Annotated in this window: 7 protein-coding genes; 1 reads left to right on the forward strand and 6 read right to left on the reverse strand. The window is 31.9% G+C overall.

All coding sequences use genetic code 11. The features are described 5' to 3' along the window. The first annotated feature begins 235 nt into the window (after nucleotides 1–235). Nucleotides 236–835: a GerMN domain-containing protein gene (locus KKC53_01865; GenBank protein MBU2597917.1), complete on the forward strand. Its 600-nt coding sequence runs from the start codon at nucleotides 236–238 to the stop codon at nucleotides 833–835. Between the two features lie 93 nt (nucleotides 836–928). On the opposite strand, the gene KKC53_01870 is transcribed toward KKC53_01865, so the two are convergent. The 6 genes from KKC53_01870 to KKC53_01895 all read right to left on the reverse strand — a co-directional run bounded on the left by KKC53_01870 (nucleotide 929) and on the right by KKC53_01895 (nucleotide 8,147). Then, complete coding sequence (locus KKC53_01870; protein MBU2597918.1) at nucleotides 929–1,150, reverse strand: hypothetical protein; 222 nt, start codon at nucleotides 1,148–1,150, stop codon at nucleotides 929–931. 131 nt (nucleotides 1,151–1,281) lie between these two features. Continuing rightward, nucleotides 1,282–3,012, reverse strand: coding sequence for an amidohydrolase family protein (locus KKC53_01875; protein MBU2597919.1), 1,731 nt, complete (start codon nucleotides 3,010–3,012; stop codon nucleotides 1,282–1,284). 160 nt (nucleotides 3,013–3,172) lie between these two features. After that, nucleotides 3,173–4,261, reverse strand: coding sequence for a 4Fe-4S binding protein (locus KKC53_01880; GenBank protein MBU2597920.1), 1,089 nt, complete (start codon nucleotides 4,259–4,261; stop codon nucleotides 3,173–3,175). 110 nt (nucleotides 4,262–4,371) lie between these two features. Then, complete coding sequence (gene ssnA / locus KKC53_01885) at nucleotides 4,372–5,724, reverse strand: putative aminohydrolase SsnA (GenBank protein ID MBU2597921.1); 1,353 nt, start codon at nucleotides 5,722–5,724, stop codon at nucleotides 4,372–4,374. Nucleotides 5,725–6,139: 415 nt separating this feature from the next. Continuing rightward, complete coding sequence (locus KKC53_01890) at nucleotides 6,140–7,204, reverse strand: sodium:calcium antiporter (GenBank protein MBU2597922.1); 1,065 nt, start codon at nucleotides 7,202–7,204, stop codon at nucleotides 6,140–6,142. Between the two features lie 163 nt (nucleotides 7,205–7,367). Then, entirely contained in the window at nucleotides 7,368–8,147 is a 780-nt protein-coding gene (locus tag KKC53_01895) for a hypothetical protein (protein ID MBU2597923.1), read from the reverse strand. Nucleotides 8,148–8,468: the final 321 nt, after the last annotated feature.

Genomic DNA, 8,468 nt, shown 5'->3' on the forward strand with positions numbered 1-8,468 from the left:
AGGACGTTCGGGAATTAACGCTTGTGGAGTTGAAACAGTAGTTTCGACAGTGAAGCAAGAAAAAGAATGCTTAGTGAACTAAGCAGAAGCCACAGGGCTTGTCCTGTGGAGCGTCACATACTAATTATAAGAGTATTAATCTTAAAAATGATATAATGTTAACTAATTAAACTTACACCTAAAATTCAAGTATTTAGACAATATCTGAAGAATTTTATTAAAGGAGGTCTAACAGGTGAAATATTTTAATAGTGCATCTTTCAAAAAATTTAGTAAACTATTTAATATTTTATTGATTGCTATTTTAATCTCACTCTCAACCTTTGGTTGCCAGAGAGTAATTGATTTTATATTTAAGGAAGAACCAATAACTCCAATCCCTACACAAGAAATAATTCTTTATTTTTCAAAATGTGGTGAAAAAGAATGCTTTTTAATGGAGGAGATAAGAGAAGTAGAATTAAATAAAGATTTACAATTAATTTTAATGGAAGAATTAATTAAAGGTCCTGTTAGTAAAGAATTAAGTCCTACTATTCCAAATAGCACAAAGATAAATTCAATAAAAATAGAGGAAGATTTAGCCATTGTTGATTTCAGTAAAGATATAATACTTGATCAACAGATACCTCATAGTTCAACTACAGAACCATTAGCAATTTTCTCTATTGTTAACACATTAACTGAACTTCCTCAAGTAAAAAGGGTTAGTATTCTTGTCGAGGGAAAAAGTGAAGGAGAAATTGAGGGAATAGCAATTGAGGATTTTTGGGGACATGTTGGAATTAATAAGATTTTTGAGAGAAATGAAGATATTGTCGGTCCAAAAGGATAAAATTGTTTATATTTCATGCAATCTTACAAAGGTTTAAATAATTGATATGTTTCCACAAACCTACCATATAGAAATAGTATCTTTGCAAACAACTTAGTTTTTATTTTTTTTGCTAATTTTTTTATTATTGTCATCCTTATATGACTTACTTTGGCTTTTTTCTAAAACCTTTATCTTTTCAGAGAGCTCATCTAACTTTTTATCTCTCTTTTTAAGTATAGACCTAAATGAAATAATGATTGCAGTAGTTATTAATATAGGAATAAGAATAAATATAGCTATTACTATAATCTCATACAAATATGGATGTGGCATGTTACATATCTCCTACTTTTCTATATCTTATTTATATTTATAAATATTATTAATGATTAAATTCATATCTTTTTATTAAAGAAATATTATATTAAAAGACTTAACCACTTTTATTTCTGATATGTCTTATGTCAAGACCTGACACCATTGCAGGATTCGATTGGGCTAACATATTTGCCTTTATAGACATCAAGAATACCTTTTGTGTCTATCTTTAATTCTGGAATAGGAAGGCACAGGAAGGATAAAGTCATAAAAGGAGAATGTAAACCAATACCCAGTTTTTCAGCTTCCTTGTGAAGATTCAAAACATCCTGGCGAAGTTCTACAGGACCTTGATTTGTCATTATTCCTGCAATGGGAAGATTTACTTTGGCAAGTACTTCACCATTGTTTACAACTACTAAACCACCCTGCATTTTAATTACTTCATTTACTGCCAATGCCATATCCTCATCAGTTACTCCTACAACCAATATATTGTGATCATCATGTGCAATACTGGTTGCCACTGCCCCTTTCCTAAGACAAAAGGAATTAATAAATCCTGTTGTACACTTACCTTCTGGTTTATACCTATTAATTACTGCTATTTTTAATATATCATTTTTTAAATCTCTCAAAACATTACCATCTTCAACATCAAGTTCTGCCTTTATAAACTTTGATGTAATTTGACCATCGATTGCTCCTATTATTCTTGCTAAAGCCTTTTTACAATCTTTTTTGGTTTTTATTTCAAAGTCTTTGGACTCTATTTCCCTTTCAACTTTTATACTATCCAATAGATAATACGGAATTTGAGCTTTACGAAGTCTATGACGAAATTTTCCACTCTCATAAATTACCTTTCCCTCTATCATTACCATTTCAGCTTTAAAATCAATCAAATTATCCATTAAAACTAAGTCTGCAACTTTACCAGGAGATATGCTTCCAATTTTGTCATCTAATTTAAAATGTTTTGCAGCATTTATTGTTGCCATCTGTATTGCCTCCACTGGATCTATCCCAACTTGAACTGCTTTTCTCAAACAGTTATCAACATGACCCTTAGAAAAAATATCTAATATCTCTAAATCATCCGTACCAAAGAGCATGTTACTTGTATCTTTTATTTTGCTTTTTATATCAGTCAGAATATCTTCGAGATTCTTGGCTGCTGAACCTTCTCTAACAATTACTGTTATTCCTCTTTGTAACTTTTTTAGAGCTTCTTCTTGACTGATAGATTCATGACACGATGAAACTCCAAGACAAGTAGCCTGGTCTAATCTACTGTCACTGTAGTCAGCTCCTAGATGACCTTCAATTATAAATCCCTTTTCTTTAGCAAAATTACAAGCTTCAATATATTCATCTTCTGTAGGAAATAGATAGGGTGAAACTTCACCAAGACCTATAATACTTCGAGAGTATTTTTCGTAATATCCTTCCTCTATCAATTTTTTTAAAATTCTGTAAGGCATAGTAAAATAGATTTTCAACATTGTTCTCTTAGCTTCTTCAAACATATAGAGCATGCCCTTTATATCAAGGACACTTGTAATTTCATGTGGATCTGCAACTATTGTAGTTGTACCGCGATTAATAAGTAGAGGAGCCAGAGTGGTAGGAATCATGTAAGAGCTCTCAATATGTACATGAGAATCGATTAATCCAGGAATTAAATATTTACCATCAGCATCTATAATTTTAGGGGATTCTCTAATAACATTATCATTACTTTTTTTAATTAACTCTTCAGTGTCTATCACATTAGATATTGAGACTATCTTTCCATTAGAAATTCCAACTTCTCCCTTCTCAATTTTTCCAGTAAAGACATTGACTATATGAGCATTCTTAATAATTATATCCATATAACACCGTATAAATAGAAATTTTAGTAAAATTCAATTTTGATTTCACATTATACAATAAAAATTTCACATATTATACAACAAAAATTTCAGCCTCTAATTCAATTTCATTAATTATTAAATCAAATACTTCTGGAGGGAATTTGTAAAAATTGGATTTTCAATCAAAAGATATAGCGTTAACTGGACAACGAGTAGCACAAAGTCCACACATAGCACATGTATTACTATCTAATTTTATTTCTTCATCAACTATTGAAAGAGCACCATAAACACAGCTTTTTATGCACCTTTCACATAAATTACAAATATCTAAATCTATATTGGGAGGAGATGTATAATTAGGAATTTTTTCACTTTCTTCCTTGTCAGAAAACAAGCCTGTGATATCTGATATATTTTTGTATTTATATTCATCTAAAATTTTTTCTAATCTTTCTATTATCTTTGTAAAAATTTTAGGACCTTTAATTATTGCTGCAGTGCATATCTGAACTGCTGAAGCCCCCGCCATAAACATCTCAACTACATCCTCAGCTTTACTTATTCCTCCTACACCAATAACTGGGATATCCACATTTTTTGATATTTCATATATGTATCTAATTGCCAAAGGTTTTATTGCATAGCCAGAAATCCATCCATATCCAGATTGTCCACCAAGTCTTGATAATTTTTTATCTATATTTATAGAAAGACCAGGACCTAATGAATTTATTGCAACAATAGCATCTGCTCCTGCTTCCATTGCCTGGCGAGCCATAAGTCCAACATCTCTTACATTTGGGCTTACTTTAACCCAAACAGGAATGTCAAGATATCTCTTAGCTGCCTTTATTGCATCTAACATAGGTTTTGGGTCATCTCCTAAATAGTGAGTTGAAAGCTCAACAGCATCTGCTAAATTTGCTATTTTGGGTGCTAAAAAGGATATATCATCACTTGTATATCCCATACTAATTATAAGTGGAACTCCCATCTCTTTTATTGAAGGAAAAATATTATTTATCCATCTCTGCCATGGAATCTCTGACCAGAGTTCTGAGTTTAAAAAGAGATTTCCATCAACTGCCATATTTGGATTAGGAACTTTTGCTGGTTTGACTGAAATGGTTTTAGTAACAACTGCTCCAACACCAGCATCAACAACCTTTCTTACTGACTCCACATCTCTCACCAGTGGTCCAGCAGCAGGCATTATAGGATTTTTCATCTTTATACCACAAATTTCAATATCTAAATTTCCCAATTTCTCTCCTTTTTAAATAAGTATTAAAAATTAAATTTATCTTCATTTTACATAAATAATGTAGGGCAAGGCTTTAGCCTTGCTTAATAATGCAACCCTAAAGGGTTGCCCTACATGTTTTTTAGTCTTTCCCATAATTTAGAAGCTAACTTCCTGGTTTTTTTTATCACTTCAAGTTCATTAATAGTAGTAATTTCTCTATCTCTCATTACAATTTTCCCATTTATTATTGTGTCTTTTACAGTCCAGGTTTCAGAACCAAAAAGTAGATGAGAAAAAAGATTACCTGGGTTTAGAGGTGTGGGTAGTTTAAAATCAATAACAATAATGTCCGCAGCATTCCCAATTTCCAGACTACCTAATTTTAAAGGAAAGAATTTTGAAGCTATTTTAGCATTATTGTATGTTAGCATCTGATAAGCTTCATCAGGTGAAAAGCTAAAGGGAGTGGCTTTTTTATGGTTCTGAAGAAGCCAGGAGGTATATACCTCTCTTGTCATATCCATTCCCATACCATCAGTACCAAGTCCTGGTCTTATTCCAATATTAAACATTTCAATAATCGGAGCAACTCCTACTGCATTATTCATATTTGACCTGGGGTTATGAACAACATTAGTTTTAGTTTTATATAAAATATTTAAATCATCATCGGTTAGATGGATACAATGAGCAGCTATGGTTTTTCCACCTAAAATTCCTCTTTCTTTTAACCTGCTAACAACTGATTTTTTATATTTTCTTTTGCTATCTTCAACATCAATTTGTCCTTCAGCTAAATGAATATGAAAACCAGTTTTAAATTCTTTTTCTCTATCAGTACAAATTTTTAAAGTATCATTTGATAAGGTAAAGGGTGCATGCAGCCCAAAAGATGCTGAGATTAATGAATTCTTTTTCTCATCACACCATTTTATGTGGCGTATATTTTCCTCAATTCCTTCTAAGGCTGAGTCTTCTCCATTTCGATCAGAGACTTCGTAGGAAAGACAACCTCTAAGACCAATTTTAATAAGAGATTTGGAGATTGTTTTTAAACTATTTGTGCAGAAATTTGGACTAGCATGATGATCAATTATTGTCGTTGTCCCAGCTTTTATTGCATCTATTGCTGCAATTAAAGCACTATAATATACATCATCCTCATTTAATGTTAAATCCAGTTTCCACCAAATTTTCTGTAGTATCTCCAAGAAATTGGTTGGAAGTTCTTTCTCAAAAGGCATCCCACGAGCGAAAGCACTATATAGATGTGAATGAGCATTTATAAAGCCTGGTAAAATTATTCCACCATGAGCATCAACGATCTCCGTAACATCTTTCCTATATTTATTTAAAAGTTCAGATGATGTACCAATTTCTACTATTTTCTCTTCTTCAATTAATACTGCTCCATCTTCAATTATCTGATTTTTATCATTAAAAGTGATTACTATTCCATTTACTAAAATTATTTTACTCATTTAAATACCCTTCTGAAAATATTGTGAAATTTCATTATAATACGAAATTAATCAGAATTTTTTTACTTTTTAAACCCTTTAGAATCTCTTAAACAATTTTAAAAAAATTTTATTATTTGGCTTATTACATAAGTGAACTACTCCTACCTGAAGGAAGAGGTCTTGGGCGACTAATTTAGAGATAAAATTTATAAATAATCTGAAAAAAAATATTTCATCTTATATAAATTTTTCATTTTTTAAATACTAACTCTCTCATTTTTTTAATCCAAGAGATATGTCGTGCTTCATGTTTTTCGACCATTAGAACTGAACATGGAGCCTCATTAGCAATATAATCAGGTAAAGAGCCAAAAAAGAAATTTTTTAATCTCCACTCTTCACTAGCCTCTATAATAATTAAATTTCAAATCCTTTAATGTATAAGCTTATTAATCAAAAATATATAAGAAAATAAGTAAAGCGCAATGAAAATGATTCCTGCCTTTTTATCTACTCTTTCTCTGGCTACCAGAATAGAAATGACTGCCAAAGAGGCAAATAATATGTAGAGGATGGTCGGTCTGGCGAGCTCACCAGAAACTGCTTGGGGAAATAAAGATAGACCGATTCCTATGGAGAAGCTCGCATCAATAATGCAACTGCCGATTATGTCTCCGATTGCAATCTCGTATTGTTTTTTACGAAGTGCGGTCACGTCAACCACTAGTTCCGGGAGAGATGTCCCAATACCCACTAAAAAGAAACTGATGAAATACTCGGGGACCTTAATTGCCTCTGAAAGCATAATTACCGAACGGACGACAGCATAGGAGCCAACAGCGACGCCAACAAAACCTAAGCCAGCTATCGAAAAATGATATATATTTCTTTTAAAAGCTTTTATCGAACCTACGTGATTTAAACCATCCCTCCCAACTATAGTCTTAGTTATCAACATATAAATTGGCCAGCTTCCAATGAGAAACAATGCGTTGGTACGAGAAACATATCCCTTTTCTACAATAGAGATAACAAGCATAATCGCTAAAATTAGACAGCCACCCATGACGATAATTTCCTTTCTTTTAACCCTAAATGAACGACCCAAAAAGGGAAGGAGTCCAAAAATCAAAGTCAGTTGAGTTAAGACTGAACCCATGGAGTCCCCAATATCGATATCTGCGTGCCCTAACCCTGAGGAGACAATTGAGTTAACGATCTCGGGTAAATCAGTGCCTAAGGAAACTAACACGAGGCCAATCATAAGTGGAGATATGCCTAGGGCGGAAGCAAGGATAGCCGAATGCTCGACAGCTTTACTGCTGGAAAGTACCATCAGCAAGATACCGGTAATTAGGACTAATATTCCTGTTACTGGTGACTTAAATATTTTTAGGAGACGCTCACCAGAAAATTCATGGATACTATCCATTCCAAGGAGAGCGATGGTGATTATTAAGATACCTATTCCAATTCCGATTAAGTTTTTTTTGTTCATAATGATGGTTATTTTTTATGGGAAAATTTTCCGGGGGTAGGAAACTAAACTATTATATCAAATCAAAGTTTGATTAAAATTATTGGCATAACTCGCGCCTGAAATCTTCTAAATTCAGAGTTGCGCTCTAACCTACTGAGCTATGAGCCCATCTTTAATGTTATTATATTATCTTTTTAAAAATTTGTAAAGATATGACTGTAAATATTTGACTAATCCAATTATTTAATTTTTCAAGTTTTTCCTCTTTTTTCTCTTCATCTCTTGGTGTTTTTATATGAATTGCTGTAATTTTACAATCACAAATTTTAGAAATTTCTTCAGCTAGCCTTAATCCTAATTCACAATGAGGACCTCTAAAAACTGGAATTAAAATTTTCTTTATTTTATCTAAACCTTTATTCATTAATACAGCAATATCACAATTGCTTTTCATCAAAATATCTTTTGTTGGATTCTCATACATTCTACGATAAGTGATGGGACCTCCCCATCCTAAAATAATTATTCTGGGATTAATTTCTTTAGCCATAGAAAGAATCCCTGAAGTTATCCCATATGCAGCTTGTAGAATTGAATTTATAGGAATATCTTTCCTTTCAGCAAGATTTTCTGCAATATTTAATATTTTTCTATAATGTGGTTTTTTTAATATATATTTTTGAGCTACAGATATTGAAATATTTTGAGATACTTCTACAATCTTAAGAGCAGTAACAATTAATTTTTTATCGCTTCTTGCAATAAAACCTGCTAAACTTACTAGACTCTTAGCAGTTTTAGGATTTGTAACTGGCACTAATATATCTTTTCTCACACTTATACCCATTTTTTCTGCTAAAACTTCCTTTACCCTTTTAATCTCTTTGTCTTCCTTTAATAATTTTCCTAATAATCCTTTTACAGTTGTTCTTTCTCTTGAATAAGTATAATATAAAATCACACTTCCCAAGATTAAACAAAAACAAATAACCTTGGATAGATTATCCATCATTATAAGAACAAAGAGACTTAAAAATGCTCCCACCAAGGAAAGTCAGGGATAAAAGGGTGCGCTAAATAAAGGCTTATACCACTTCAAATTAGCACGTCTAAAAATAATAAGACTTAGATTTAATAATGTAAATGGTAATTAGTTATCAAAATTGACCTTAGTACTTTGACAATTCCCTGATAATATAGTAGATTTTGGCCATGAAAATTTGTCCTCACTGCAGCAATAAAAAATTTTGGCATCTTTCTATTGGTAAGGAGCGTTGTTCTA

Source organism: Actinomycetota bacterium, assembly GCA_018830725.1.
Lineage (GTDB): Bacteria > Actinomycetota > Humimicrobiia > JAHJRV01 > JAHJRV01 > JAHJRV01.